Source organism: Altererythrobacter sp. C41 (genome assembly GCF_016803135.1).
Classification (GTDB): Bacteria; Pseudomonadota; Alphaproteobacteria; order Sphingomonadales; family Sphingomonadaceae; genus Pelagerythrobacter.
In genome coordinates this window covers 119,175-143,354 of record NZ_JAEVFE010000002.1, presented here as the reverse complement: position 1 = coordinate 143,354, position 24,180 = coordinate 119,175, and the positions used below count along the sequence as shown (strand labels likewise).

Annotated in this window: 26 protein-coding genes; 6 read left to right on the top strand and 20 right to left on the bottom strand. The window is 68.3% G+C overall.

The genetic code is table 11. The annotated features are described in order from the left end of the window. Positions 1 to 47 precede the first annotated feature (47 nt). Positions 48 to 728 (top strand): NnrU family protein, encoded by a 681-nt coding sequence (locus JNO53_RS04590; protein WP_203108152.1) that lies wholly within the window; start codon positions 48 to 50, stop codon positions 726 to 728. An 8-nt stretch (positions 729 to 736) separates the two neighbouring features. On the opposite strand, the gene dxs is transcribed toward JNO53_RS04590, so the two are convergent. The 7 genes from dxs to rpe form a co-directional block, all read right to left on the bottom strand. Next, positions 737 to 2,659 carry a 1-deoxy-D-xylulose-5-phosphate synthase gene (dxs, locus tag JNO53_RS04585; protein ID WP_203108150.1) on the bottom strand — a complete coding sequence of 641 codons (1,923 nt, stop codon included), beginning with the start codon at positions 2,657 to 2,659 and terminating at the stop codon, positions 737 to 739. Positions 2,660 to 2,714: 55 nt separating this feature from the next. Then, positions 2,715 to 3,185, bottom strand: a complete 471-nt coding sequence (locus JNO53_RS04580; RefSeq protein ID WP_203108148.1) for a Fur family transcriptional regulator — start codon at positions 3,183 to 3,185, stop codon at positions 2,715 to 2,717. 37 nt (positions 3,186 to 3,222) lie between these two features. Then, entirely contained in the window at positions 3,223 to 3,900 is a 678-nt protein-coding gene (msrA, locus tag JNO53_RS04575) for a peptide-methionine (S)-S-oxide reductase MsrA (protein WP_203108146.1), read from the bottom strand. Then, positions 3,897 to 4,034: a hypothetical protein gene (locus tag JNO53_RS04570; RefSeq protein WP_165271764.1), complete on the bottom strand. Its 138-nt coding sequence runs from the start codon at positions 4,032 to 4,034 to the stop codon at positions 3,897 to 3,899. Before JNO53_RS04570 ends, msrA begins: the two co-directional genes overlap by 4 nt. A gap of 135 nt (positions 4,035 to 4,169) precedes the next feature. After that, positions 4,170 to 5,759 (bottom strand): bifunctional phosphoribosylaminoimidazolecarboxamide formyltransferase/IMP cyclohydrolase, encoded by a 1,590-nt coding sequence (purH, locus tag JNO53_RS04565; protein WP_203108144.1) that lies wholly within the window; start codon positions 5,757 to 5,759, stop codon positions 4,170 to 4,172. A 7-nt stretch (positions 5,760 to 5,766) separates the two neighbouring features. Next, positions 5,767 to 7,644, bottom strand: coding sequence for a heparinase II/III family protein (locus JNO53_RS04560; RefSeq protein ID WP_203108142.1), 1,878 nt, complete (start codon positions 7,642 to 7,644; stop codon positions 5,767 to 5,769). Beyond that, a complete protein-coding gene (gene rpe, locus JNO53_RS04555) occupies positions 7,644 to 8,306 on the bottom strand; it encodes a ribulose-phosphate 3-epimerase (protein ID WP_203108141.1) in 663 nt (220 codons plus the stop codon). The genes JNO53_RS04560 and rpe overlap by 1 nt, the downstream gene beginning before the upstream one ends. Positions 8,307 to 8,566: 260 nt before the next feature. On the opposite strand from rpe, the gene JNO53_RS04550 reads away from it, so the two are divergent. Then, positions 8,567 to 9,064 (top strand): DUF2141 domain-containing protein, encoded by a 498-nt coding sequence (locus JNO53_RS04550; protein WP_203108138.1) that lies wholly within the window; start codon positions 8,567 to 8,569, stop codon positions 9,062 to 9,064. Here JNO53_RS04550 and JNO53_RS04545 read toward each other — a convergent pair. The 3 genes from JNO53_RS04545 to JNO53_RS04535 all read right to left on the bottom strand — a co-directional run bounded on the left by JNO53_RS04545 (position 9,042) and on the right by JNO53_RS04535 (position 10,883). Next, a complete protein-coding gene (locus JNO53_RS04545; RefSeq protein WP_203108136.1) occupies positions 9,042 to 9,680 on the bottom strand; it encodes a hypothetical protein in 639 nt (212 codons plus the stop codon). The genes JNO53_RS04550 and JNO53_RS04545 overlap by 23 nt on opposite strands. A gap of 83 nt (positions 9,681 to 9,763) precedes the next feature. Next, positions 9,764 to 10,201, bottom strand: a complete 438-nt coding sequence (locus JNO53_RS04540) for a hypothetical protein (RefSeq protein ID WP_238401647.1) — start codon at positions 10,199 to 10,201, stop codon at positions 9,764 to 9,766. Further along, positions 10,191 to 10,883: an EI24 domain-containing protein gene (locus JNO53_RS04535; RefSeq protein ID WP_203108134.1), complete on the bottom strand. Its 693-nt coding sequence runs from the start codon at positions 10,881 to 10,883 to the stop codon at positions 10,191 to 10,193. Before JNO53_RS04535 ends, JNO53_RS04540 begins: the two co-directional genes overlap by 11 nt. Positions 10,884 to 10,990: 107 nt before the next feature. Here JNO53_RS04535 and JNO53_RS04530 point away from each other — a divergent pair, with 107 nt between their 5' ends. Further along, positions 10,991 to 12,001, top strand: coding sequence for an adenosine kinase (locus JNO53_RS04530; RefSeq protein WP_443111158.1), 1,011 nt, complete (start codon positions 10,991 to 10,993; stop codon positions 11,999 to 12,001). Between the two features lie 43 nt (positions 12,002 to 12,044). Here the strand turns inward: JNO53_RS04530 and JNO53_RS04525 are convergent, their stop codons facing one another. Together JNO53_RS04525 and JNO53_RS04520 are read right to left on the bottom strand one after the other, a co-directional pair. Continuing rightward, a complete protein-coding gene (locus tag JNO53_RS04525) occupies positions 12,045 to 12,842 on the bottom strand; it encodes a LytR/AlgR family response regulator transcription factor (RefSeq protein WP_203108132.1) in 798 nt (265 codons plus the stop codon). Next, entirely contained in the window at positions 12,839 to 14,050 is a 1,212-nt protein-coding gene (locus JNO53_RS04520; RefSeq protein WP_203108130.1) for a sensor histidine kinase, read from the bottom strand. The genes JNO53_RS04525 and JNO53_RS04520 overlap by 4 nt, the downstream gene beginning before the upstream one ends. Before the next feature lie 94 nt (positions 14,051 to 14,144). On the opposite strand from JNO53_RS04520, the gene JNO53_RS04515 reads away from it, so the two are divergent. Then, positions 14,145 to 14,765 (top strand): HD domain-containing protein, encoded by a 621-nt coding sequence (locus JNO53_RS04515; RefSeq protein ID WP_203108128.1) that lies wholly within the window; start codon positions 14,145 to 14,147, stop codon positions 14,763 to 14,765. A gap of 18 nt (positions 14,766 to 14,783) precedes the next feature. Here JNO53_RS04515 and JNO53_RS04510 read toward each other — a convergent pair whose 3' ends face one another. From JNO53_RS04510 to JNO53_RS04485, 6 genes are all read right to left on the bottom strand, one after another. Next, positions 14,784 to 15,734, bottom strand: coding sequence for a PDZ domain-containing protein (locus tag JNO53_RS04510; protein ID WP_203108126.1), 951 nt, complete (start codon positions 15,732 to 15,734; stop codon positions 14,784 to 14,786). Next, positions 15,731 to 16,429: a DsbA family protein gene (locus JNO53_RS04505; protein WP_203108124.1), complete on the bottom strand. Its 699-nt coding sequence runs from the start codon at positions 16,427 to 16,429 to the stop codon at positions 15,731 to 15,733. Before JNO53_RS04505 ends, JNO53_RS04510 begins: the two co-directional genes overlap by 4 nt. A gap of 13 nt (positions 16,430 to 16,442) precedes the next feature. Beyond that, positions 16,443 to 17,801: a M48 family metalloprotease gene (locus JNO53_RS04500; protein ID WP_203108122.1), complete on the bottom strand. Its 1,359-nt coding sequence runs from the start codon at positions 17,799 to 17,801 to the stop codon at positions 16,443 to 16,445. Positions 17,802 to 17,861: 60 nt separating this feature from the next. Next, positions 17,862 to 18,962 (bottom strand): App1 family protein, encoded by a 1,101-nt coding sequence (locus tag JNO53_RS04495; RefSeq protein WP_203108120.1) that lies wholly within the window; start codon positions 18,960 to 18,962, stop codon positions 17,862 to 17,864. 52 nt (positions 18,963 to 19,014) lie between these two features. Then, a complete protein-coding gene (locus tag JNO53_RS04490) occupies positions 19,015 to 20,502 on the bottom strand; it encodes a PAS domain-containing protein (RefSeq protein ID WP_203108118.1) in 1,488 nt (495 codons plus the stop codon). 64 nt (positions 20,503 to 20,566) lie between these two features. Further along, positions 20,567 to 21,304, bottom strand: coding sequence for a sterol desaturase family protein (locus tag JNO53_RS04485; RefSeq protein ID WP_203108116.1), 738 nt, complete (start codon positions 21,302 to 21,304; stop codon positions 20,567 to 20,569). 116 nt (positions 21,305 to 21,420) lie between these two features. Between JNO53_RS04485 and JNO53_RS04480 the strand changes: the two genes are divergently transcribed. Together JNO53_RS04480 and map are read left to right on the top strand one after the other, a co-directional pair. Beyond that, positions 21,421 to 21,645, top strand: a complete 225-nt coding sequence (locus tag JNO53_RS04480) for a ParD-like family protein (RefSeq protein ID WP_203108114.1) — start codon at positions 21,421 to 21,423, stop codon at positions 21,643 to 21,645. Beyond that, entirely contained in the window at positions 21,629 to 22,459 is an 831-nt protein-coding gene (map, locus tag JNO53_RS04475; RefSeq protein ID WP_203108112.1) for a type I methionyl aminopeptidase, read from the top strand. Before JNO53_RS04480 ends, map begins: the two co-directional genes overlap by 17 nt. Here the strand turns inward: map and JNO53_RS04470 are convergent. Beyond that, positions 22,426 to 22,953 carry a hypothetical protein gene (locus JNO53_RS04470; RefSeq protein ID WP_203108110.1) on the bottom strand — a complete coding sequence of 176 codons (528 nt, stop codon included), beginning with the start codon at positions 22,951 to 22,953 and terminating at the stop codon, positions 22,426 to 22,428. The genes map and JNO53_RS04470 overlap by 34 nt on opposite strands. Before the next feature lie 222 nt (positions 22,954 to 23,175). Next, on the bottom strand, positions 23,176 to 24,171 hold the full coding sequence (gene thiS, locus JNO53_RS04465) for a sulfur carrier protein ThiS (protein ID WP_203108108.1): 996 nt from the start codon (positions 24,169 to 24,171) through the stop codon (positions 23,176 to 23,178). Positions 24,172 to 24,180: the final 9 nt, after the last annotated feature.

Genomic DNA, 24,180 nt, shown 5'->3' with positions numbered 1-24,180 from the left:
GAATAGGTTTTTATTTGCTACTGAAATGGCGTTTCGGGAGAAATGTCGTGAATGAAGCTCTTCTGTCGCTGAGCGCCGCCGCGATCGCTTTCGTCGGCACGCATTTCGCGCTGTCCCATCCCTTGCGTGCGCCGCTGGTACGGGCGGTGGGAACGGGGCCGTTCCTCGGCCTCTATTCGCTTGTCGCATTGGCGACCTTCGCCTGGATGGCGCTCGCCTTCCGCGCCGCACCGCCGGCTGACCTCGGCGGATCGGGGCAGACCGGGTGGATCGTCGCCACCGTGCTCACGCTCCCCGCACTCGTGCTGTTCCTCGGCTCGCTGCGGAAGAACCCGGCGCTGCCCGATCCGCGGGCGGAGGCGATGGCGAGCCGGGAGCCCGACGGCGTCTTCGCCGTCACGCGCCATCCGATGATGTGGGGCTTCGCGCTCTGGGCCATGTCGCACATCGCGCTGTGGTGGAGCGTGCGCACGCTGATCGTCGCGGGCGCCGTGCTGTTCCTCGCCCTCGTCGGCGCACACATGCAGGACCGCAAGAAGCGCTCCGTGATGGGAGAGGCCTGGAGCGCGTGGGAAATCCGGACGACCTACTGGCCCCGCTGGACGGCGCTCCCGCGCGCAGGCTTGCTGCTGTGGCTCGCCGCGCTGGTCCTGTGGCTGGTGATCACCTGGTCGCACATCCACGCGGCCGGCGTCCCCGCCGGCGTATGGCTATGGATTCAGCCCTAGGAAGGCCCTCAGGCTCGCGCTTCCGCCACGCCGGCGCTGTTGTGGCGTAGCGCCTTGAGCACCGTCTCGACGATGTGCGGCGCGTTGAGGCGGGCCTCGTCGTACTGCTTCGCCGGATCGTCGTGGTCCTGGAACAAGTCGGGCAGGCGCATGGTGCGGATCTTGAGCCCGGCGTCGGTCAGCCCTTCGTCGCTGGCGAAGGTGAGGACGTGGGCGCCGAGACCGCCGATCGCGGCTTCCTCGATCGTCACGACCACTTCGTGCGTGCGCATGAGCTTCTCGATCAGTGCGGTATCGAGCGGCTTGGCGAAGCGCATGTCGGCGACGGTGGTCGACAGGCCCTTGGCCTCGAGCTGGTCGGCAGCCTTGAGCGCCTCGTGCAGCCGCGTGCCGAGGCTGAGCAGGGCGATCTTGCTGCCTTCGCGCACCACGCGGCCCTTGCCGATTTCGAGCTTCTCCGGTGTCTCCGGCAGCGGCACGCCGACGCCGGCGCCGCGCGGATAGCGAAAGGCGATCGGCCCCATGTCATACTCGGCGGCGGTGTAGGTCATGTGGACCAGCTCGGCCTCGTCCGCCGCAGCCATGACGACGAAGTTGGGCAGGCTGGCGAGATAGGTCACGTCGAACGCGCCGGCATGCGTCGCCCCGTCGGCGCCGACCAGCCCCGCTCGGTCGATCGCAAAGCGCACCGGCAGGTTCTGGATCGCGACGTCGTGAACGACCTGGTCGTAGGCGCGCTGGAGGAAGGTCGAATAGATCGCGGCGAAGGGCCGCATGCCCTGCGCGGCAAGGCCGGCAGCAAAGGTGACCCCATGCTGCTCTGCAATGCCGACGTCGAACGCGCGCTCCGGGTGCGCCTTGGCGAACCGGTCGACGCCCGTACCGCTCGGCATGGCGGCAGTGATGGCGCAAATGCGCGGATCGGTTTCGGCGAGCTTCGCCAGCGTGTCGCCGAACACGTTCTGATAGGCGGGCGGGCCGCCGCTCGACTTCTTCTGCTCGCCGGTGATGACGTCGAACTTGGCGACGCCATGGTACTTGTCGGCGCTGTCCTCGGCCGGACCGTAGCCCTTGCCCTTCTTGGTCACGACATGAACCAGGATCGGCCCCTGCTCGCTGTCGCGCACGTTCTCGAGCACCGGGATCAGATGGTCGAGGTCGTGCCCGTCGATCGGGCCGACGTAGTAGAAGCCGAGCTCCTCGAACAGCGTGCCGCCGGTGACCATGCCGCGGGTATATTCCTCGGCCTTCTCCAGCCCCGAGTGAACCCTCCGGCTGAGTTTCTTCGAGATGCGCGAGGCGAGACTGCGCAGACCCATGTACTCGCTGGAGGAGACCATGCGCGCGAGATAGGCCGAGAGCCCGCCCACGGGCGGCGCGATCGACATGTCGTTGTCGTTGAGGATCACGATCAGCCGGTTGCCCGCCTGTTCGGCATTGTTCATCGCCTCGTAGGCCATGCCGGCGCTCATCGCCCCGTCGCCGATCACCGCGATCGCCTTGCCCGGGCGATCGTTCAGCTTGTTGGCCACCGCGAAGCCGAGACCGGCCGAGATCGAGGTCGAGGAGTGGGCCGCCCCGAACGGGTCGTACTCGCTCTCGCTGCGCTTGGTGAAACCCGAGAGGCCGCCGCCCTGGCGCAAGGTGCGGATGCGGTCGCGCCGGCCGGTGAGGATCTTGTGCGGATAGGCCTGGTGGCCGACATCCCAGATCAGCTTGTCGTCGGGCGTGTTGAAGACGTAGTGGATCGCGACGGTCAGCTCGACCACGCCGAGGCCGGAGCCGAGATGCCCGCCGGTGCTGCCGACCGCGTCGATCATTTCGGTGCGGAGCTCGTCGGAAAGCTGGCGCAGGCGGCTCCTGTCGATCCGGCGAAGATCCTGCGGCGTGGCGATGGTGTCGAGCAGAGGCGTGTCGGGGCGTTGACTCATGGCAAAGCTTTACACGGGCGAAGCGTGACTGTCGATGAACGCGTTGCCGTGCGCGTCAGCCGGCGCAGGTCTCGCACAGGCCGCGCACCTCGATGATCGGGCGCCGCGTCTGGAAGCGGCTGGCCCTGGCGACGCCGCGCACGCCGCCCGAGACGGTGTCGTCGTCGACGTGGGTCGCTTCCCCGCATTCGTCGCAGACCAGGAAGATGCAGTCGTGCTCGCACCCAGGGTGGGTGTTGGCGAGATAGGCGTTGGCGCTTTCGACCCGCATGGCCAGGTTGTTCGCCACGAACAGGTCGAGGATGCGGTAGACGCTGTTGGGCGCCACCCGCTTGCCGCGTGCAGCTGAGAGGTTGTCGGCTATGTCGTAGGCGGAGGCGGGGCGTTCGTGGCGTGCGAGTTCCTCGAACACCGACTCGCGCATTCCGGTCCACTGCTCGCCTGCCGCGACGAGCGCGTCGCGCGCTGCCGTGATGAGCTCGCTGCCGTGGTGTTCGTGGTGTGAATGTTCGTGCTGGGTCGCCATGCTTGCAGATATAGCGATTGCATCGCTCGCGCGCCACTCAATCGCGTGCGGAAGCGGCGCGGTGTAGGCGGGGATAAAGCCTCTCGAGGGCGGCGATCCGGGGCCGATCCCAGCGCAGGACATATCCGTGGCCCGGATTGCGGGCCGCGAAGTCCTGATGGCGATCCTCCGCGGGATAGAATGCCCGATAGGGTTCGATCGCGGCCACGATCGGCGCGTCCCACAGGCGGGAGGCCTCCATCTGGTCGAGATAGGCCGCGGCGACCGCACGCTGCTCCGCATCGAGGGGAATCAGTGCGGTGCGGTAGTGCGTGCCTTCGTCCGGGCCCTGGCGGTTGCGGAGCGTCGGATCGACCACGACGGAGAAGAAGATGCGGACCAGTTCGTCGTAACGAACCTGCGCGGGATCGTAGGTGACCGCGACAGCTTCGGCATGGTCGGTCAGGCCGGTGGCGACGAGATCGTAACGCGCCTGCCGGCGGGTGCCGCCGTGATATCCGGAGACCGCGCCGGTCACCCCTTTCACATGGCTGAAAACGCCTTCGACGCCCCAGAAGCAACCGCCGGCGAAGATCGCGGTTTTCAGGCCGGGGCTTTCGCGCGCGACACGCTCTGGAGCCGGGGCCTGGACGATGCTTTGCGCCAGATGGGCGGGTTGCTGACAGGCACTCAGCGCCAGCAGACATGCACCGAGAGGCGCAAGAGCGGGCTTCACTTCAAGACGGCGGCCTCGGCCTGCGGCAGGACCGCACCGACGATGTCGGGCGAAGCCTGGAGGGCGACGATCACGGCGCCCGCGGCGAAGCCGATGGCAAAGTTACGAAAGAGGTCGGTCTTGAACAGGTTCATCGGATTCGTCTTTTTTCGCAAATATCTTGCCACGCGGTCTAGCAGGCCGCGCTTGCGGGTGACTGAACATGGTGTTCGGGATCGGTTTACGAAAGAGGCGGGCGCGAGTGCCCGCGCCAACTTTGCGTTTACGCCCTAGTGGCGAAAGTGTCGCATCCCGGTGAAGACCATCGCCAGGCCCGCCGCGTTGGCGGCGGCGATGACTTCATCGTCACGGATCGAACCGCCGGGCTGGATCACGGCCGTTGCGCCGGCTTCGGCCGCGGCGAGGAGACCGTCGGCGAAAGGGAAGAAGGCGTCGGATGCGACCGCGCTCCCCACCGCGCGCGATGCTGCCCAGCCGTATTCCTCCGCCGCTTCGGCCGCCTTCATCGCGGCGATGCGGCTCGAATCGCGGCGGTTCATCTGCCCGGCACCGATGCCCGCCGTCGCGCCGTCCTTCGCATAGACGATCGCGTTCGACTTGACGTGGCGCGCCACCGTCCAGGCGAACAGGCAGTCCTTGAGCTCCTGCTCGGTCGGCTCGCGCTCTGTCACGACCTTGAGGTCGGCCAGAGCGATCGCCCCATTGTCGCGGCTCTGCACCAGCAGTCCGCCGGTGATCGGCTTGACCGACAGGCCGCTGCGGCGCGGATCGGGCAGCTCGCCGGTGACGAGCAGGCGCAGGTTCTTCTTCTTCGCGAAGGCGGCGCGCGCCTCCTCGCTCACCGAGGGCGCAATCACGACTTCGGTGAAGATCTCGCAGATCGCCTCCGCCGTCGGCCCGTCGAGCTCCGTGTTGACCGCGACGATCCCGCCGAAGGCCGAGACGCTGTCGCAGGCGAGCGCTTCGTTCCACGCGTCCAGCAGGGACCCGCGCTGGGCGACGCCGCAGGGGTTGGCATGCTTGACGATCACCACGGCGGGATCGCCGCCCGCGAACTCGGCGCAGAGCTCCAGCGCGGCGTCGGCGTCGCTGTAGTTGTTGTAGCTGAGCTCCTTGCCCTGGAGCTGCTCGGCCTGCGCGATGCCGCGCGCGTGCGGGCCCACGGGCGTATAGAGCGCGGCCTGCTGGTGCGGGTTCTCGCCATAGCGCAGCTCGGTCACGCGGCGGCCGTTGACCGCCAGCATCTCGGGAAAGGTCTCGCCCTGGTCGGCGAAAGCGAACCACTGGCTGATCATCGAATCGTAGGCGGCCGTCGCGGCGAAGGCCTTGGCCGCCATCTTGCGGCGGAACTCGAGTGAGGTGCCGCCATCGTGCGCGGCGAGTTCGTCCAGCAGGTCGTCGTAGTCGGCCGGATCGGTGACGATGGTCACGAACTGATGGTTCTTCGCCGCGGAGCGGACCATGCTGGGCCCGCCGATATCGATATTCTCGATGATCTCCTCGCGCTCGGCGCCGCGTGCGACGGTCGCCTCGAACGGGTAGAGATTGACCACGACCAAATCGATCGCGCCGATTTCGTGGGTTTCCATCGCCGCGGCATGTTCGGGGTTGTCGCGCACCGCCAACAGACCCCCGTGGACCATCGGGTGCAGCGTCTTGACCCGCCCGTCCATCATCTCGGGAAAGCCGGTGAGGTCGGAGACGTCGCGCACGGTCAATCCGGCCTCGCGCAGAGCGCGCGCCGTGCCGCCGGTGGAAACGAGCTCGACGCCGCCCTTGGCCAGCTTCGCACCCAGATCCACCAAACCGCTCTTGTCGGACACCGAAAGCAGTGCCCGCCTGATCGTCACGTCGCTCACTCGAATTCTATCCCATCTTCTTGAGCAGCCAGGAGAAACTTCCCCCGCTGCGCGATGTCATCCCTTGAATGACCAGTTGTTCGATCGGATGGGGCTTGCCCAGTCCGTCGATCCACAGACTTTCCTCGATCGCCAGATCGCCCGCCCCGTCGCCCTGCGGCAAGCGGAACTGCCAGTAGCTGCCGTCGGGCAGCGCGAGGCCGGCTCCCTTGCCGTCTTCCGACAGGCGCGCCTCGATCCCGGGACCGAGGTGGAAGCGAATCGCGAACGCGATCTTTCCGCGCTTGCCAGTCTTGCCCGCGGGCAGCAACACGTCTTCACCGCGCAGTTCATGGCCGTTGTCGCGCAGGATCAGGATGCGGCGGTGCAGGAGGCCGTAGCGCGGGGCGTAACCATCGTGGCTCGCCTCGATCCGGGTCGCACTGCCGCCGTTGAGATCGAGCGTGCGGCGATCGACCTCGACTTCGTTGACCCCACTGCCGAGCTTGCCGCCCAGCAGCACGGCGGTCGAGTTCGCCTCGTCCAATACCAATGTCGAGTGCGCCGCAGTCGCGCGCAAGCCCTGCTCGATCCGCACGGGCACCTGCCCGCCCGCGAACGCCGCCCCCCCGCAATTGACGACCATGCGCTGCCCGTCGACCGAGAACTCGAACGCCAGGGTCGAGGCGCAGCCGGCGCGGGCGTGACGCGGCAGCGCCGGAGGCGCCGTATCGACGATCAGGACCGACTTGTGCGCGGCGACCCGCTGGTAGCCCCACTGGCGTGCTTCCTTGAGCGGCCGCGTGCGCACGCGGCTCGCTTCGACCAGCGCGGAAACGCGATCCGCGCCGATCGCGCCCGCGCCCTGCCAGCTCCCGAGCCCCCCATCGCCGTGCAGCAGCGAGAGCAGCGGCGGCACGAGCAGTTGCAACATGGTCTCCAGCACTTGCGGGGGATTGCGCTTCACCGCCTCGTAGCAGGCGCGCAGATCCACCAGCGCGGCGATCGCGTCCATCTGCGCCAGCGGGCTGCGCGAGAGGACACCGCCGTCCTCCGCCACCAGTTCGCCGAGCGCCCGCGCGAGCCCGGCCTCGGCATAGAGCCGGCGCGGCTTGCCGTCGGGCAGCAGCAGCCCGGCGGCGGCGAGCGCCGTCCAGCCGGCCACCGCGCCGGGCCCGTCCTCCGCCTTCCCGACCTTGCGATCGAGCCAGCGCGCGGTCTCCGCGATAGCGGCGAGCGTCTGCCCGCGAAGCTGCGTCCCTTCGCCGGACAGGATCAGCGGTGCGAAGACCAGCCAGTTGCGCAGGCGGTTGCCGACATGCTCGATCTGCCACGCCGCTCCCTTCCCGGGCGCGGGATTGGCGTCGAGCCAGGCACGCAGCAGGCGCTCGGCCGTGGCGAGGCACTGTTCGCGCGGTGCGCTGGCGGCAAGATCGCGCAGCCACCCGAAGCCGTGAACGGTCCGCTCGAACGGCGGGGTCAGCCGCGCGACCGAATCGAATTCCATCTGCGCGATCGGCGCCTTGACTCCGTAGATAAGGAAATGCCCGGCGCGCAGCGCGACGCCGGCCGCCCGGTCGCCCACGTAGGGGCTCTCGACCGTGCCGAGCAGCCGCGGCTTGGCCGGCTTGGCGAACGGCGCGGTGAGCGTCGACCCCGAGACGCCCATGCTGTAGGCGAGGCGGATCAGCCGCTCGCCGGCACCGAGCGGGGGCGGCGCGAGATCGGAGAGGGCCAGCGAGCGGCCGGGTTCGAGCACTTCGCGCCTGTCTCTTTCGTGCCTGGTCTTCTCCCGCCGGACCAGATCGTCGCCGGCGTGCGTGTGCAGAGGCAGCGCGGGCTCCGCCCAGTCGCGATCGTCGGCGTCGCGGGCGCCTCTATCGGCGAGCGGCGCCACGCGGTCCATCAGCCTTCCCCCCTCAGGGCGGCGATATTGGCGGCGTAGCGCCCCGGCCCGCCCTTGAAAGTGGCGGAGCCGGCGACGAGCACGTCGGCACCGGCAGCGACGCAGAGCCGCGCGGTCTCCTCGTTCACGCCGCCGTCGACCTCCAGCCGGATGTCGCGCCCGCTGGCGTCGATCATGCTGCGGATCGCCTCGGTCTTGCGCAACTGGCTGTCGATGAAGCCCTGCCCGCCGAACCCGGGATTGACGCTCATCACCAGCACCAGGTCGGCGAGGTCGAGCAGGTATTCGAGCGCCTCGGGCGGGGTCCCGGGATTGAGCACGACCCCCGCCTTCTTGCCCAGCGCGCGGATCGCCTGCAGCGTGCGGTGCACGTGCGGGCCCGCCTCAGGATGAACGGTGATGATATCGGCGCCGGCTTCGGCGAACGCCTCCAGATAGGCGTCGACCGGGCTGATCATCAGGTGGACGTCGAACGGCTTGTCGGTGTGCGGGCGCAGCGCCTTCACCACCGCCGGGCCGATGGTGATGTTGGGGACGTAATGCCCGTCCATCACATCGATGTGGATCCAGTCGGCGCCGGCGGCGTCGATCGCACGCACTTCCTCGCCCAGACGGGCGAAGTCGGCGGACAGGACGGAGGGGGAGATAAGCGGCGCGGCCATGGTCGATCGCATTGCAAACGGCGGGAAACTCCGCCTAGATCGCGAGCGGAATCACGACAAGCGCGCACCGCCACCTTTTCCACATCGTGCGCACGAGGCGAGTCGTTCCGGCGATGAACGGTTGTCCGGCGGGGAATTCAGGGCCAATTAAGGCCGCGCACCGCAGATGCATTGCCAAGACAGGGGTCGGCCATCGCCGTACCCGGCGGCATGGATTGCCGCTCCACCTCCCCCGCAGCAACGATGGACCGCAGCAGACGATGACTCTCAGGAAAACCCTCGGAATTGCCGCCGGCGCGATGCTCACGGCCGGCCTGCTGGCGACCGCGCCGGCGCAGGCCTATCAGCAGAAGATTTCCAACGATCTCGGCCGGTGCAGCGCCGGCAGCGGCCCGGCCGTGAAGGTGACGGTCAAGGGCGTGAAAGCCTCCCGCGGCACGATGCGCGTGCAGACCTATCGCGGCACCAGTTCCGAATGGCTCAAGAAGGGCAAGTGGCTCCACCGCGTGGAAACTCCGGCCCAGCGCGGCACGATGACCTTCTGCCTGCCGGTGCCTTCTGCCGGCACTTATGCCGTTGCGGTGCGCCATGATCTCAACGGCAACGGCGACACCGACCTGCGCGAAGACGGCGGCGGCATGTCGAACGACCCGAGCATCAACATCTTCAATCTCGGCAAGCCGAGCTACACGAAGACGGCGTTCCCGGTCGGCGACGGCGTGAAGTCGATCACGATCAACATGAAATACTGGGGCTGACGCCGCCCGGCGCATCGAGCAGTGCCCGCCATTCGAGCGAGTTGTCGCCGCCCTGCGTGGCGCGGTCGATCCGCGACAGGAACGCCCCTGCCGGCGGGCTTGCGCAAACCGGGCCTTGGCCGGCGAAGAGGATACGCCGCGCGAGGCGGCACTCGGCGCCGGTGATGCGAGGCGCGCCAAGTCGCCCGCCGACCCGCGTCGGTCCCGCGCCGGTCAGCACCGCCGTCTCGATCGCGGCCAGCGCATAGCATCGCAGGCTTTCGGGCGCCCGCTCGGCGCGTTCGATGACGCGCACGAGCAGTTCGAGCTCAGCCATCGTCGCCAGCCCGCCGAGAGCGTCCAGCGCGCCGGTCAGCCACCGCGCGGCATCCTCGCTGCAGCGGTCGCGCGCGGCGCTGCCGTCGAGCAGGTAGGCGCTCAGCGTCTCTACGAAAAAGTCGGTCCATTCACCGCTGGGGCGGGACAAGGTGCGGTTGAGCGCGAGGATCTCCTCGGCTTCCTCGCGGCCGATCCGCCCCGCGTCCCATTCGAGCTGGCGCAGCGCAAGCAAGTGCGGAGCGGAGATTTCGCCGTCGGCCGCGGTGGCGCGTGCGATATCGGCGAACTGGATGGTCATGGCCTCGCCCTCCTGCCGGTTCAGGAGGCAAGTTTCCGGCTCCGATGGTTAAAAGCGGGTTACGATCGGGCTCGGTCTGCCGCTCACCTGCGGCGCAGTGCCGCAACGCAGGCCGCGCGGTCGACGTCGAGCCCGTCGGAGGAGCGGCGGGCGTCGACATAGGTCGCCGTCGGCTCCGCGCCTGGACGCAGCGGATAGAGGTAGACGTCGAGCACGCAGGCTTCACCGTTGTATTGCAGCTTGCGCACGTCGCCTTCGCGCACGTCGAGCCGCGCGATGCCGAACGTGCGCTGGAGCGCCTCCGCATCGGCGCCGATGACACCCTCCAGCCCCGCCATGTTCATGACGCGCGGCGCGCGGAAGCCTCCTCCGCCCTGCGGCGGCGCGGGCCGGGTGGGCGGCGGCGCCGATGGGCGCGCGGAGGGCGGCGCGGTGCCGCCAGGCGCAGGTGCCGAAGGAATGGCGGAGACGCACGCGCCGAGCAGCGGCAGCAGCGCGAGAACGAGTATTCTATGCTGCAACGGAACCTTCCTTGCTGCGATGGACGAGATGGACGGCCGCGGCCGCGCCGATCACCGGCGCGAGCAGGTTGACGAAAGGCACTGCGAGCAGGCCCGCGACCACGCCGCCGAGCAGGAACCGCTCGGGCGCCCGGATCGGCGCTTCTGCGCCCCGCGTGTGGCGATGCCGGGCCCAGGCGAGATCCTGCAGCTCGCGCCCGAGCAGCCAGGCGTTGACCGTCCAGAACAGCACCGCAGGACCGATCGCGGTGAACAGCAGCGGGATCGCGAGCACCAGCGCCGCGAGATTGGCGAGCACCGCGCGCAGTGTGGCCCGCGCGCTCATCCCCAGCTCCTCGCGCCAGCCCGGATCGCGCGCGCTCGCACGCGCCTGCGGATAATGCTTCAGCTCCACCGCGCGGACGACGTCGTCGGCGAAGAACTGCAGCACCGCCAGCGCGACGATGCGGAACAGCAGCCAGCCCCCGACCAGCATCAGGACCAGCCCCACCAGCGCGCCGATCTCGTCGCTGCTGGCGATCTCCCACCGCGCGAGCAGCGCCTCGATCCCCGCCGCCGCTCCGATGCCCAGCGCAAGGAAGATCGCCAGCGTCACCGCGATCGACTTGGCCAGCACGCGCAGCACGGCGGGATCGGTCAACTGACCGGCCGCGCGGCCCAGAGCTGAGGGAAGCGAAAGCATCGCGCGAGGGAATGGGCCGGGCCGGCAGGCCAAGTCAATCGCAAAGCCTTGGCGCGAGAACCGGCAGCGGCTAGGCGCGGCGCTTTCCCGGACAATCAGGATTCGCCGTGACTCAGCAGACGCCCGAACCGCGCTACGACGTAATCGCCATCGGCAATGCCATCGTCGACGTGATGGCCCCGTGCAACGAGGAGCTGATCGAGGAGCTCGGCCTGAACAAGGGCGGGATGACCCTCGTCGACACCGCCCGCGCGCAGGAGCTCTACGACGCGATGGGGCCGGCGCGGGAGATCTCCGGCGGATCGGCGGCCAATACGCTCGCGGGTCTCTCCGCGCTGGGCGCGCAGTGCGCCTTCATCGGCCAGGTCGCCGACGACCAGCTCGGCGACGTCTTCGCGCACGACATCCGCGCGGTGGGCATCGATTTCGACACGCCGCCGCGCCGGGGCGATCCGCCCACCGCGCGCTGCCTGATCTTCGTCACGCCCGATGCGCAGCGCACGATGAACACCTTCCTCGGGGCGAGCCAGTACCTGCCGCCGGCCACGCTCGACGCCGAAGCGGTCGCCGCGGCAAAGATCCTCTATCTCGAAGGCTACCTGTGGGATCCTGAGGAGCCGCGCGCGGCCATGCGCCGCGCGATCGAGGCGGCCCGCGCCGCCGGCCGCAAGGTCGCCTTCACCCTGTCGGAAGTCTTCGTGATCGAGCGCCACGGCGACGATTTCCGGACGCTGATCGACGACGGGCTGATCGACATCCTGTTCGCCAACCACCTCGAACTCGCCGCGCTGACCGGCGAGAACGACCTCGAAGCCGGCCTCGCTGCGCTAAGGGACAAAGTGCCGACGCTGATCGTGACCTGCAGCGCGGACGGTGCGATCGCGCTCTCCGGCGGCGAGCGGGCACGGGTCGCCGCCGAGCCGATCGACCAGGTCGTCGACACCACCGGCGCGGGCGACCTCTTCGCCGCGGGCTTCCTCTACGGGCATGTCAACGGCGAACCGCTCGAAACCTGCCTGCGCCGCGGCGCGATCGCCGCCGCCGAAGTGATCAGCCACTATGGCGCACGGCCCGAAGCCGACCTGCAGAAGCTGATGGACGAGCGGCTGACCGCCTGACCGGCGCACTTTCGGGGGAGCATGGGCATGCTCCCCGGGCGGATCAGTGCACGAAGCGCGCGACGACGTCGCGGTAGCTGCGGCTGACCTTCACTTCCGCGCCGCTGTCGAGCACGAGGAAGCATTCGCCGTTCGTGTGCGGCCGCACCTGGCGGACCTGATCGAGATTAACGATGGTCGAACGGTGCACGCGCTGGAACTTGCGCGGGTCCAGCCGCCGTTCGAGATCCTTCATCGTCTCGCGCAGGATCAGCGAATTGTCGCCGGTGTAGATGCACATGTAGTCGCCGGCAGCCTCGATGTGCTCGATCGAGCCGACTTCGACGCGGAAGATCTGCCCGCGGTCCTTCACGTTGATCAGCTTCTCGAACCGGTCGCTCGACTCGCTCTCGCTCTCGGCGAATTCCTCGGCCGCGTCGGGCGCCACTTCGCTGAGCACGTTGAGCAGCTTTTCCGCGTCTTCGGCCGAGCGCTTCTCCGCCAGGCGCTGGCGTACGCGCTCTATCGTATCGGCCAGCTTGTCCGGGTCGACCGGCTTCATCAGGTAGTTGACCGCATTCGCCTCGAACGCGCGGATGGCGTGTTCCTGGAAGGCGGTGACGAAGACGAACAGGGGCGGCTCGATCTCCATCACGCCCTTGACCACCGAGAACCCGTCGAAGCCCGGCATCTGGATGTCGAGGAAGACCAGATCGGGTTTCTCGGTCTTGATCTTGCGGATCGCCTCGCGCCCGTTGGCGCAAGTCTCGATCACTTCGACGTCCTCGAACGCCTCGAGACGGACCTGAAGGCCCTGTATGGCAAGTTTCTCGTCGTCGACGATGATGGTGCGGATGGTCATGCTTTGGTTCCGATTGGCCGCTTGGTGATCTGCGCGGCAGGAGGGGGAGGCGGAGAATTCCCGGAAATACGCGGTGGGGGGGCGTCGGGTTCCTCCGCCCCGGCGGAATCGTGCGGGATCTCGATCATTACGGTGAAGCCGCCTTCGGGCGGCGTGCGGATTTCGAACAGGTGGTCGTCGCCATAGGCCTGTGCAAGCCGGTTCCTGATATTGGCGAGACCGACCCCGGTCGAAACCGCTCGTCCCTCGCCCGTGATTGCAGCGGGGAGGCTGGGGCGCAGCGGGCCCTGTTGCAAGCCCGGGCCGGTGTCGGAAACGGTGACGCGCAGACGGTTTCCGACGAGTCGAGCCGCAACGCTGATCCGCGCGCCTTCTTCCTGCGCCGAAACCGCGTACTTGATCGCGTTTTCGACCAGCGGCTGGAGCAGCATCGAAGGCAGGCGGGCATGCGCCGCGGCGGGCTCGATGCTGAATTCGGTCCGCAGCCGTTCCTCGAACCGCATGCGCTCGATCCCGAGGTAGAGCTTGAGCGTCTCGACTTCCTGCGCCAGCGTCACCTTGCCGCCCGGCTGGCTGATCAGCGTGTGCCGCAGGAACGAGGACAGCCGGGTCAGCATCGCATTGGCCGGCTCGGTCTGCTTGAGCAGCACCAGGGTGCTGATCGAATTGAGCGTGTTGAACAGGAAGTGCGGGTTGAGCTGGTAGCGCAGCATGGCAAGCTGCGCACTGGTCGCCTGCGCCTCCAGCCGTTCGAGCCGATCGGCCTGCTCCTCCACCTGGAGGAAGTAGTTGATGGCGTAATAGAGCGCTGACCAGGTGCAGAGCAGCGTCAGCGGCAGGATCGAGATGCCGAGCAGGAGCGTCGCGAAGCTCGATTCGCTCTGCGGGCGATAGAGCGTGAACACCCAGCCGTCGATCGCGGCGTAGATGCACACCGCGACCGCAAGCACGATCGCGGTCAATCCCCAGGTCACCAGCGGGCGGCGGTTGATCAACTTGCGATAGATGACCGAGAGGACGAGGCTGATCGAAAAGCCGGCGATGATCTCGATCACCACCGGAACCACGAAATCGAATGACTGCCCGTTCGCGATCGCCGTGACCGCGCGCAGCACCATCGCCCCGCCCCAGCCGACGAACTGCAGGTTCCAGAAGGCGCTGTTCTTGTTGGCGAAGAACGGCGCGGGTTGTGAAGGCAGCACGGCCATGACCAGCGCTTTAGCCGATTTCCGCCGCATTCGTCAGATTGTTTTGGCGTGCCCGCCGGGGCGCGCTAGGATGTCCGCAAAGGGAGAGCTGGTGATGAACGCTACCGATCACACGCTTCACAGCGCTGCGGAGCGCGCGAAGTTCCGCGAGATGAAGGAAGGCACGGCGCAGGACTGGGCGATCATCGGCGGCGAGTATCGCCAGTTCGCCAAGGGCCTGCCCGACCGCGTGCTCGAGCATCTGCGATTGCTCGACGGCGATTTCGGCGGCTTTCCGGTCTGCCGGCTCGAGCACTCGCTGCAGACCGCGACGCGCGCCCACCGCGACGGACGCGACGAGCAATATGTCGTCATGTCGCTGCTGCACGACATCGGCGATACGCTGGGCAGCTACAACCATCCGGAAGTCGCCGCCTCGATCATCAAGCCCTTCGTGCGCGAGGAACTGCACTGGATCTGCCAGCACCACGGCCATTTCCAAGGGTATTACTACTTCCACTATCTCGGCATGGACAAGGATGCGCGCGAGGCGTTCCGCGGAAGCGAGCATTTCGAAGCCTGCGCCGAGTTCTGCGAAAAGTACGACCAGGCCGCCTTCGATCCCGAGTACGAGAGCGAGCCGCTCACGTTCTTCGAGCCGATGGTGCGCCGGGTGATGGCGAGGCCGCTGGCGAGCCTCTACCAGCTCGACGAGCAGGCCGAAGCCGCCGAATAGGCGGGTCCGTTCGCCGGCCTAGTCGGCGACCTCCCGCACGAAATGGCGCGACCAGTCGGCGCTGCCATCCGGGGCGCGGACGGCCTCCACCAGCGCGATTTCGGCCTCGATCGTCTCGGCGCGCTCGTCCCATCCCTCGTGCGTGCGCTTGCGGAACAGGCCGCCGCCGTGGTCGGGGCCCCAGCGGCGCATGAAACGCAGCGCAGCCGCAGGCTCGTAGCCGGCATTGGCCAGCAGCCAGGGCATCATGCGGTCGGCCTCGCGCTCGGTCGCGCGCACGTTCTTCCACTTGCGTCCGTGCCTGTCGAGCCACACGCGGTGCCGCAGGAGATTGTGCGCGAACTCGTGCGCGATAGCCGCGGCGAATTCGTCTTCGGGATAGGAGAGACCCACGAACTTGCGCCCGATCACGACCCGCCTGCCCTCCGCCGCCGCGCCGTCGCCGCCTATGATCTCGAAGCGGCTGGCACAGGCGGGCACTCCTTCGAGCGTGACCTCGCCCCGATCCGGCAGCGTCAGACCTACCAGGCCGTCGGCCGCGAGCGAGGAGTCGATCGTATCGTGCAGGCGCGCGAGGCGGCGCCAGTCCTCCTCCTCAGCGGGTAGAGCGGCGACCGCCGTGCCGTCGATCGCCGTGATCTCGTCGTTGGCGCGCAGGCCAGCGGCGTCCGCCGGCGAGCCGGGCGCGACGGCCTGGACGGCGATCGGGCCGGCGATCCCGGCCGCCTTGCGCATCGCTTCGGGCTCCGCGTAGCCGGCCATGTCCTGCAACAGCAGGCCGACGGCGGGCCGCGCGTCGCTGCAATAGGCGGCATTCCCGGTGGCGAGCCGCCATCCGACCGCGAGCAGGCGCGCGTCACTCTGCTGGAGCGCCGCAAGCGCAGCTGCCGCTGCCTCTTCGCGGGTTTCGGCCAGCGCCGGCTGCGCCAACGCCAGCAGCAGCGCGAGCACCGGCGCGGCGCGGATCACGAGCCGCGCGCTGCGGCGACCGCGTCCTGCAGCGCGTCGTAGCCGATCGCCCCCTGGAGCACGCGGCCGCCGATCACCCAGCTCGGCGTGCCCGAGAACCCGAGCTTGTCGGCAAGCCCCATGTTCTTCGCCAGTTCGCGGGAGGCTTCGTCCGATGCGGCGAAGCGCCGCGCCGCCACCATGTCGAGCGCCGCCGCCTGCGCCGCCTTCTCGATGCTCGCGGCATTGGGCGGGCCGAGCACGAACATCGCGTCGTGGAACGCCTCGTACTTACCCTGGCGGGCCGCAGCGAGCGCCATGCGCGCGGCTTCCTCGCTGCCCTGGAAGATCGGCCATTCGCGAATGACGACGCGAAGATCCGGGTTTTCCTCGACCAGACGCGCGACTTCGGGCTGGCTCATCTTGCAGTAGGTGCAGCCGTAGTCGGTGAATTCGACCAGCGTCACCGCGCCCTCGGGATTGCCCAGCACGGCGCCGGGAAACGGCACCTCGACCTCGTCCGCAACCTGTGCCAGCCGTTCCTCCGCCTGCTTCGCCTGATAGCGGTCGGCCATTTCGGGGAGCAGTTCGGGGTTGTCGAGCAGGTAGGCACGAGTGTGCTTGTCGCCGAGCCCGCTCAGCGACCATGCGGCGGCCCCGGCAAAGCCGAACGCAAGCGCGAGAAGCGCGACGAGAAGGTAATGGCGTATTGTCATGGGGCTGCGAGCGCTACCGGCGCTCCCGCTCGCGTTCAAGCGCGGCGCGGGCCTGGAGCGCGATATCCTGCGCGCGGATCCAGTCGGGCGATCCCTCGGGAAGGCCCGCCTCCGCCGCCTGCGCGCTGCGGATCGCCTGTGCGAACTGCCGGTTCATCACCTGCTGCTCCGCACTTGCCAGGCGCGCCCGCGGCATGTCGCCCTGCGCGGCATAGACCACGCCGAGCTGGTACCAGGCGAAGGGATTCAGCCGGTCGCGCGCGACGGCCGCGCGCAGCACCCGCTCGGCCTCCTCGAAATTCGCCCGATCCTCGGTGGCGATCAGGGCATGCCCGAACATCGAGGCGATCAGCGGCTGGTTGCGGGTCAGCTCCGTCGCACGGCGCAGCGGCTCGATCGCCTCCTCCGGCCGGCCCGATTCGAGCAGGACCTGACCCTTGAGTTCGAGGAAATAGGGATCGTTCGGCGCGATCTCGAGCAGGGCGTCGGTCTCCGCCAGCGCCTTGTCCATCTGCGCGTCCTTGTGCCAGGCATAAGCCCGGGCATAGCGCGCGGGCACGCCCGTCATCGTTTCCGGATAGGCCTGCAGGGTCCGTTCGGGCTTCTCCTGATAACCCGACAGCTTGGCCTTCACCCGCTCGAAACGCTGCTGCAGGGCCGCATCGTCCGGCGCTTCCCACGCGGGGTCCTTGACATAGACCTCGCGCAGACGCGCGATCCGGTCGCCGGAGAGCGGGTGCGTGCGGCCGAAGGCGACTTCGTCGTCCTGACTGTAGCCGTAGCGGAATTCCTGGTTCTGCAACTTGCCGAAGAAGGCCAGCGAGCCGCGGCCGGATATGCCCGCCTTGGAAAGATATTCCGCGCCGGCGGCATCGGCGGAGGATTCCTGCACCCGGCTGAAAGCGAGATACTTGCCCAGGGCCGCACGCTGTCCGGCCATGATCATGCCCATCGCCGCATCGCCCGCGCCGGCGAGCGCCGCGCCGACGCCGAGCAGCAGCGAGAGGATCGAGATATTGGTCGCCGCGCCCGCCCCTTCGGAATGGCGGATGATATGCCCGCCGGTGATGTGGCCGAGCTCGTGGGCGATCACGCCCTGGACCTCGTTGGCGGTCTCCGCCGCATCGATCAGGCCGGTGTGGATGTAGACCGCCTGCCCGCCGGCGACGAAGGCGTTGATCGAAGGATCGTTGATCAGCACGATCTCGACATTGCCGGGCTGGAGGCCGGCAGCCTCGACCAGCGGCGCGGCCATGTCGTTGAGCAGCGCCTCGGTCTCGGCATCGCGCAGGATCGACTGCGCCGCCGCGGGCTGCGCGATCATTAGCGAGAGCACCGCGATCAGCGCGAGGAATCGGGCGAGGAACGGCATTGCCCCTTGCTAGCGGTTCGGGGGCTGAACCGCCAATGAAGATCGCGCGGCGAACGACGCTCAGGACGTCTCGTGCGCCTGCTCGACCGTTTCCACGATCCGTGCCGCGTCCCCTTGCGGCCTGAGCCCCGCCGCGCGCAGGAATTCCTGCCCGATCGCGTAGCTCTCGCCCAGCCACAGCGGAACGCCCGCCGCCTCGATCGCCGCCTTGCCGGCGAGTTCCTCGGGCGAGAGCGGTTCGTCGGTTGCGGTCCGGATGAACACCGCGGCGATCCGGCCCAAGTTACCGCTCACCACGTCGGCATAGGCCGGCAGGTCGCCCTGCGTGTCGTCGCCGATCAGCGCGAAGCGGATGTCGGGATACATCGCCATGACCGTATCGATCGCCGCGCGCTTGTGTTCGCCATGGCTCGCACTGCCCAGCGTCGCCCGATCGAAGCCCCAGTCGCGCAGCAGCAGCGGCCCGAGCGGGAGTTTCCGGACCCGCAGGAAGGCGACGAGGTAGGAAAACAGGTTCCACGGGCTCGACGAGACGTAGAAGAACGGCCGGTGCGTGGCGGGGATCGCATCGCCCGCGCCGCCCTTGCCGGGCAATACCGCACCGCCGCCGAGCGCACCGTAGAACGCATCCACCCCGGGCACGGCGATCCTCTCGTCCGGCAGCTCGGCCAGCACGCGGCGCCAGTTGCGCATCAACTGACGGAAACCGCCGGTAATGCCGGTCTCGACGATCGTGTCGTCGATGTCGGAGATCACCGCCAGCAGCGTCGCGCTGCCCGGCACCAGCACGTGCCCTTCGACGCACTGTGGCCCTTCGCGGTTCAGCCAGTGCAGGCACACGATCTCCCACGCCGGATCGCGCGGCAGCGGCCAGCCTTGGCCGAGTGCGATCTCGAAACGGACGAAACCTTCCCGGTCGGTGGTCGCGAAATGATCCGAGGTTTCGCCCTCGGGCGACTTCAGCTCGAGCCGCACCTCGAGCCCGGCCGCCTCGCGCGAGGCGAACTGCGCAAGCATCGTACGCATCGCCTGGAGCCGTCCGCCATTCTCGAAGCCCGGCTTGCCGGACCGCAGCGCCCGCGCCGCGATCACCAGGCGACCGGCGCTCCGATAGCCGAAGTAGGGCTGCAGGCGAACGGGCTGGCCAGAGAAGAAATCCATCGCCCGCGAAGGGGTAGCGCTCGCAGGCGACCGAAGATAGCCTGCGCGGCTCTCAGGCGACCAGCTTGCGCCCGACGCGCTCGATCAGCGCGGGATCGTCGGAGACTTCGCCGATCACCGCGACGTCGCCGTCCAGGCGGCGGATCACGACGAGGCCGAACTCCGCGCCTTCCGGCGCAATCGCCTCGAACCCGCGCGGCTCGATGGCGCGCAGCTTGCTGGCGAGGCGGGTGCCGGGCGTGTCGGAACGGTTCGCCTTGCCGCTCTCCTCCCGGCGCAACTGGCGCTCGGCCTTGACCACGCCCTTGAGGCCGCCCTCGGCCGCCGCGAGGAAGCCGGTGAGCATCCCGGGCGCGAGACCCAGCCGGTGGGCATGGCCGAGAACCGCTGCATATTCGGTCAGGCGCGTCTTGTCGTAATCGGCGCCGAAGACGAGCTTGACCACCGGCGTCATCGGCGCGCGTTCCTGCACCTTCAGGCCGTTCTGCGCCACAAGCGCTTCGAACTCTCCCGGCGCGGCCGCCGCGGCCAGGCTGAAGTCGTAAGCTCGGCCCACCGCGTCGTAGAGCGCCCCGCGGCTGCGGTCTTCGCAGCTCAGCGCGGCCTCGACGCATGCGCGCGCCGCGGCAAGGCTTGCGACGAGCCCCTGTTCGGCAGGATCGTCGCCCTGCGGCACCGGGGCCGGATCGTCGTCGGAGACGAGCGGAATGGCATAAGGCTTCTTCGGCGCCGACTGGCGCGCGATCATCGCGGCCATGCGCCAGGCACCCTGTCCGTCGTCGCCATCATCGCGCCCGGCCTCGCCGAACGCCGGTGCGGGATAATCGTTGGCGGGTGCCCCGGCAGCCGAGGACCCGTGCAGCGTAGTGACTTCGTCGACCGGACCATCGGCCCAGTCGGTCACCGGATCGGGATCGCGCGGCCCGCCATCCGCGGGCTCATCGGGATCTAGCGCCTGATCGATCTCCAGCATGAGCTCGTCGGTGGTGTGCTGGTCGGCGATTTCCTTCCAGTTGATCACGCCGTAGATGAAGTCGATCGTGTCGTCGTCGCTCGAGAACGGCAGCAGGATGCCGCGATAGAGGATCGTCGCCCCGCGCTGGTTCACGAATTCGGCTTCGAAACCGATCGGCGCCTGGTTGGCGAGGATCTGCATGTAGTGGTCGGTGATCCGGCTCAGCAGAGAGCGGGCGGGCACGTCGGTGAGCGCGCCGATCTCGCCCTCGGCGCCGCATTCAGCGCCAAGCTCGGCACCGAGATATTGCACCGCCGGGTTCTCGAGTCCCGCGGTGAAGTCGAGCAGGACGCTGTAGGGGCCGAAGTCCGGCAAGGCGGCCGGATCGAGATCCTCGATCGAGGGGAAGTTGCGGTCGGCCAGCAGGCCCGCCCAGTGGTTGTAGGCGCGCACCTGCATGCGGCGCTCGTCGCTGCCGATCGCGGCGGGGGGCGGCTCGTGCGTGCCATCGTCCCCGGCATGGCCGAGACCGCGATCGCCTTCGCCGTAGTCCGGCGAATCGAAAGTGCCGCGCAGTGTATCCATCGCCTAGTCGAAGCCCCCGATGCGTATCTCGGGACCGTTCTGGCGCGACGTGGTAAAGTTACGGTTAAGTCGCGCCGGCTGGAGGTGCCAGAGCGTCGGACAGGCCGCGGTCGGTCCCGCACAATCGGTCCCAGACGCGGAAATAGAGGCCGTAATTGCACGCGTAGTGTTCGTGATGGCGCTGGTGGTGGCTGGCGGTGATCAGCCAGCCGCCCAGGCGCGAGCGGACGAGGGTGCGGGGAAACATCTCCCAACCCATGTGATTGGTCACGCCCATCACGGTCATGATCGCCAGCACCAGCCCCAGCACTGCGACGTGGATCGGGATCAGGAACACCAGAGCGGGGATCACCACCGCGCCGGTCAGCGCCTCGACCGGGTGGAAGCTCATCGCCGCCCAGGCGGTCGGCGGGCGGCTGGAATGGTGGACCGCGTGGGCGATGCGGAACAGGCGCGGCCGGTGCATCCAGCGATGCGTCCAGTAGAACCAGGTGTCGTGCGCGAAGAGGTAGAGGACCAGCGACAGCGGCAAATACCAGAGCGGGTAGGCGCTCCAGTCGGTGTAGATCAGCGTCCAGCCGCGTGCCTGCCAGCCCCAGGCGACGATCCCCGCGGGAATGCCGTAGATCGCGGCGGAGAGCAGCGACCAGCCGATCTCGCGCCGGATCTGCGGGCCGAGGTGGCCGTAGAGCCCCGGCCGCACGCGCGCCGTGGCAAGGGCGAACAGCCCGCTCGCGGCGAAGTAGCGCACGGCCACGATCGCGGTCATCGCCAGTGCGGAGAGGATAATGGCGAGAGTCATCGCGGCGGCATTATGCCGCAGCCGCATGCGGCGCGACAGGGCGTACGCGATACCTTGATGCCGCCCCATATGATCCCTATGCGGTTCGTATACGAATCATATATGGAGAACCCCGCATGGGTATCGTCAGCATCGAGGACGAACTGCACGAGCAGGTGCGCCGGGCCAGCAAGGTGTCGTTCCGCTCGATCAACGCGCAGGCGGCCTACTGGATCAAGATCGGGATGCTGTGCGAGACCAATCCGGCGCTCAGTTTCACGCAGATCATCGAGCGCGAGCGCAGCTCCGCAGGCGTTTCGGCGCCGCCCCTGGCCGAGACACGGCATGACGAAGCGGCCTGAGGAGCTGGCGCTGCTGGCCGAATCCGGCCGGCTTCTCGCATCGGTGTTCGAGATGCTTGACCGGGTGCCGCTCGCCGGCATGGCGACTCTCGAGATCGACGGGATGGTCGAGCGCTTCATCGTCGAGGATCTCGCGGCCCGGCCCGCCAGCAAGGGGCAGTACGGCTACGGCTTCGTGCTGAATTCCTCGGTCAACCACGTCGTCTGCCACGGCGTGCCGTCGGCCGGGGACGTGTTGCGGGACGGGGACATCGTCAATCTCGACATCACGCTCGAGAAGAACGGCTATATCGCGGATTCGAGTAAGACCTACCTCATCGGCGAGGTCGAGCCTGCCGCGAGGCGGCTGGTCCGAACGACCTACGAAGCCATGTGGATGGGCATCCGCGCGGTCCGCCCCGGCGCGCGGCTCGGCGACATCGGCTTCGCGATCGAGCGCCATGCCAAGCGCGGCGGCTATTCTGTCGTGCGCGAGTATTGCGGCCACGGCATCGGCCGCGAGATGCACGAGGAGCCGCAGATCCTGCACTTCGGCAGACCCGGAACCGGGCTGGTCCTGCGCGAAGGCATGGTCTTCACGATCGAACCGATGCTCAACCGCGGGCGCCGGGGCGTGAGGACCGAAAAGGACGGGTGGACCGTGGTGACCCGCGACGGCTCGCTGTCGGCGCAGTTCGAGCACACGGTTGCCGTCACGGCGTCGGGTGTCTCGGTGCTGACCCTGCGCCCCGACGAGCGCGGCATGGTCGAAAAGATGAAGCGCGTCGCCGGAGCGCCGGTTCAGGCGACTTCGCGCGCGATGTATTCGGGGTAGAAGCTGGGGGCGCGGTCCGACCAGCCGGGCGCGGTAGCGGCGGCCTCGCTCAGCGACTGGAGCAGGACCTTGCGGCGCCCGGGTTGGATCTGCGGCAGAGCGCTTGCGGCGCAGAAAGCGCTCGGCAGCCACGGTCGGGCCTCAGCACCGAGCAGTCGCTCGTAGAGGAAGCGGAAGGCCGAAAAGCTCTCGATCCGTTCCTGCGCGAGGTCGAACGCCGCCACACGCACGAGCTTGCCGATGAAGCTTTCGATTCCGTCGAGCGCGGTGCCGGCGGGAATTGCCGCCCGGAGCGCCTTGAGATCCTGATAGGCGACGTATTGGCTGCGAATCGCGGCGTTCTCCCCGGCATCGCGCGCCCAGAGCTTGAAAGCGTCCTGCCGGCCAAGTCCGATATCGAGGCTGCGGCGGATGTAGCGCTGCTCGGCAGCCGTGAAGCTCGCGAACTCGCGCATCTCGGCGATCGTCAGCGATGCGGTTCCGGTTTTGGCCATGGGGCAGGTTCCCTGTTGCAAGGGCACCATCACCGGACTTGGTTAAATTCGAGTTAGCCGACCAATCCTCCCCATTTTCGCGAAGCGCAAATGGGGAGGGGGACCGCGAGACGCGAAGCGGCTCGTGGTGGAGGGGCTATGCCTGACGATGCCCCTCCGTCAGACCCTGCGGCGTCTGCCACCTCCCCATTTGGCTGACGCAAAATGGGGAGGATCAGAAGATCAGATCAATCCGGCGAGGGGGCTCGACGGGTCCGCGTATTTGCGAGTCGCCATGCGCCCGGCGAGGTAGGCGTCGCGCCCGGCTTCCACCGCCTGCTTCATCGCGCGGGCCATGCGGATCGGATCTTTCGCCTCGGCAATGGCGGTGTTCATCAGCACGCCGTCGCAGCCGAGCTCCATCGCGACCGCGGCATCGCTCGCCGTGCCGACTCCGGCATCGACCAGCACCGGCACGCTTGCGCCCTCCACGATCAGGCGGATCGTCACGCGGTTCTGGATGCCTAACCCCGAGCCGATGGGTGCGCCGAGCGGCATGACCGCAACCGCGCCCGCATCCTCGAGCTGCTTGGCCGCGATCGGATCATCGACGCAGTAGACCATCGGCAGGAAGCCTTCGCTCGCCAGCCTCTCGGTCGCGCGCAGCGTCTCGCGCATGTCCGGATAAAGCGTGCGCGCTTCGCCCAGCACCTCGAGCTTGACCAGATCCCAGCCGCCGGCCTCGCGCGCAAGGCGCAGAGTGCGGATCGCGTCCTCTGCGGTGAAGCAGCCGGCGGTGTTGGGCAGGTAGGTGACTTTCTTGGGGTCGATGAAGTCGGTCAGCATCGGCGCCTTGGGGTCGCTGACGTTCACGCGGCGGACCGCGACGGTGACGATCTCCGCGCCCGAAGCCTCCAGCGCAGCGGCGTTCTGTGCGAAATCCTTGTACTTGCCCGTGCCGACGATCAGCCGCGACCGGAACGTGCGCCCCGCTACCGTCCAGGTGTCGTCGCTTCCCGCCGCATGGTGGTCGCCGCCGCCGACGAAGTGCACGATCTCGAGCACGTCGCCGTCGGCCAGGGCCGCGTCCGCGAGCGTCGAGCGGGGAACGATTTCGCCGTTCCGCTCCACCGCCACTTTCTCGGGCACGAGGTCGAGCTCGCGCACCAGCGCGGCAATAGTCGGGGCGGAGGAACGGCGGGTCTCGCCGTTGACGGTCAGGGTAAGGGGGGCTGCCATGCCCCGCGA

Bases quoted from the DNA above. Each gene is read 5' to 3' on its own strand.
- dxs (WP_203108150.1), bottom strand. From the start codon at position 2,659: ATGAGTCAACGCCCCGACACGCCTCTGCTCGACACCATCGCCACGCCG.
- JNO53_RS04580 (WP_203108148.1), bottom strand. From the start codon at position 3,185: ATGGCGACCCAGCACGAACATTCACACCACGAACACCACGGCAGCGAG.
- JNO53_RS04570 (WP_165271764.1), bottom strand. From the start codon at position 4,034: ATGAACCTGTTCAAGACCGACCTCTTTCGTAACTTTGCCATCGGCTTC.
- JNO53_RS04560 (WP_203108142.1), bottom strand. From the start codon at position 7,644: ATGGACCGCGTGGCGCCGCTCGCCGATAGAGGCGCCCGCGACGCCGAC.
- rpe (WP_203108141.1), bottom strand. From the start codon at position 8,306: ATGGCCGCGCCGCTTATCTCCCCCTCCGTCCTGTCCGCCGACTTCGCC.
- JNO53_RS04550 (WP_203108138.1), top strand. From the start codon at position 8,567: ATGACTCTCAGGAAAACCCTCGGAATTGCCGCCGGCGCGATGCTCACG.
- JNO53_RS04545 (WP_203108136.1), bottom strand. From the start codon at position 9,680: ATGACCATCCAGTTCGCCGATATCGCACGCGCCACCGCGGCCGACGGC.
- JNO53_RS04535 (WP_203108134.1), bottom strand. From the start codon at position 10,883: ATGCTTTCGCTTCCCTCAGCTCTGGGCCGCGCGGCCGGTCAGTTGACC.
- JNO53_RS04525 (WP_203108132.1), bottom strand. From the start codon at position 12,842: ATGACCATCCGCACCATCATCGTCGACGACGAGAAACTTGCCATACAG.
- JNO53_RS04520 (WP_203108130.1), bottom strand. From the start codon at position 14,050: ATGGCCGTGCTGCCTTCACAACCCGCGCCGTTCTTCGCCAACAAGAAC.
- JNO53_RS04515 (WP_203108128.1), top strand. From the start codon at position 14,145: ATGAACGCTACCGATCACACGCTTCACAGCGCTGCGGAGCGCGCGAAG.
- JNO53_RS04505 (WP_203108124.1), bottom strand. From the start codon at position 16,429: ATGACAATACGCCATTACCTTCTCGTCGCGCTTCTCGCGCTTGCGTTC.
- JNO53_RS04500 (WP_203108122.1), bottom strand. From the start codon at position 17,801: ATGCCGTTCCTCGCCCGATTCCTCGCGCTGATCGCGGTGCTCTCGCTA.
- JNO53_RS04495 (WP_203108120.1), bottom strand. From the start codon at position 18,962: ATGGATTTCTTCTCTGGCCAGCCCGTTCGCCTGCAGCCCTACTTCGGC.
- JNO53_RS04490 (WP_203108118.1), bottom strand. From the start codon at position 20,502: ATGGATACACTGCGCGGCACTTTCGATTCGCCGGACTACGGCGAAGGC.
- JNO53_RS04485 (WP_203108116.1), bottom strand. From the start codon at position 21,304: ATGACTCTCGCCATTATCCTCTCCGCACTGGCGATGACCGCGATCGTG.
- JNO53_RS04480 (WP_203108114.1), top strand. From the start codon at position 21,421: ATGGGTATCGTCAGCATCGAGGACGAACTGCACGAGCAGGTGCGCCGG.
- map (WP_203108112.1), top strand. From the start codon at position 21,629: ATGACGAAGCGGCCTGAGGAGCTGGCGCTGCTGGCCGAATCCGGCCGG.
- JNO53_RS04470 (WP_203108110.1), bottom strand. From the start codon at position 22,953: ATGGCCAAAACCGGAACCGCATCGCTGACGATCGCCGAGATGCGCGAG.
- thiS (WP_203108108.1), bottom strand. From the start codon at position 24,171: ATGGCAGCCCCCCTTACCCTGACCGTCAACGGCGAGACCCGCCGTTCC.